Below are 591 nucleotides of genomic sequence, written 5' to 3' on the forward strand. Positions count from 1 at the left end.
CGACGCCTGATCGGACGGCAGCATCGTCACCGTCACCGGAACCGGCGGCGGAAGGGCCTGCCGCACCCGCGGCGGCGCGGCCACCGGGCCTGGCCCGGATCCGCCGCTGCCGGGAACGGCCCGGCGCAGCGGCGCGGCCCCGAATGTGCGGATGTCCATCATGTCACCTCCTGAACTGCGTGGCGTGGTGACGTGAAGGTTAATCCCCGAAGGTTGACAAGGGGTTACCAGGCGGCCTTTACGAGACGGCCACGGCGCCATGCAAAAAATGCAGAACGGGGTTCGCTTTTCGGAAGTTGTGCTGCACCGCAGCATCCCTAGGTTAGCGCCAACGGAAACCGAAGGGGGGAGACAGGAGACGCCCATGACCCGCCTTTACCAAAGCCTCAAAGCCCGGCTTGGCCGCCGTGCCCGCTACCGCCGGACACTGCGCGAGCTGCGCGCCCTGCCGCTCGACACGGCGCTCGATCTCGACATCTATCGCGGCGACGCTCGCCGCATCGCCAGCGAGGCGGTCTACGGCCTCAGCCGGGGATAAGAGGTGCGGTGGGCAGATTGCCCACCCTACCGCGCCCGTAGGGTGGGCAATCT

Annotated in this window: 1 protein-coding gene; it reads left to right on the forward strand. The window is 68.0% G+C overall.

Going from position 1 to position 591, the window contains the following annotated elements:
• The first annotated feature begins 364 nt into the window (after positions 1-364).
• Complete coding sequence (locus tag M4578_RS17745; protein ID WP_258094633.1) at positions 365-538, forward strand: hypothetical protein; 174 nt, start codon at positions 365-367, stop codon at positions 536-538.
• Positions 539-591: the final 53 nt, after the last annotated feature.

This window comes from Salipiger pentaromativorans, from assembly GCF_024721115.1.
In the GTDB taxonomy this organism is placed as follows: Bacteria; Pseudomonadota; Alphaproteobacteria; order Rhodobacterales; family Rhodobacteraceae; genus Salipiger; species Salipiger pentaromativorans.

Bases quoted from the DNA above. Each gene is read 5' to 3' on its own strand.
- M4578_RS17745 (WP_258094633.1), top strand. From the start codon at position 365: ATGACCCGCCTTTACCAAAGCCTCAAAGCCCGGCTTGGCCGCCGTGCC.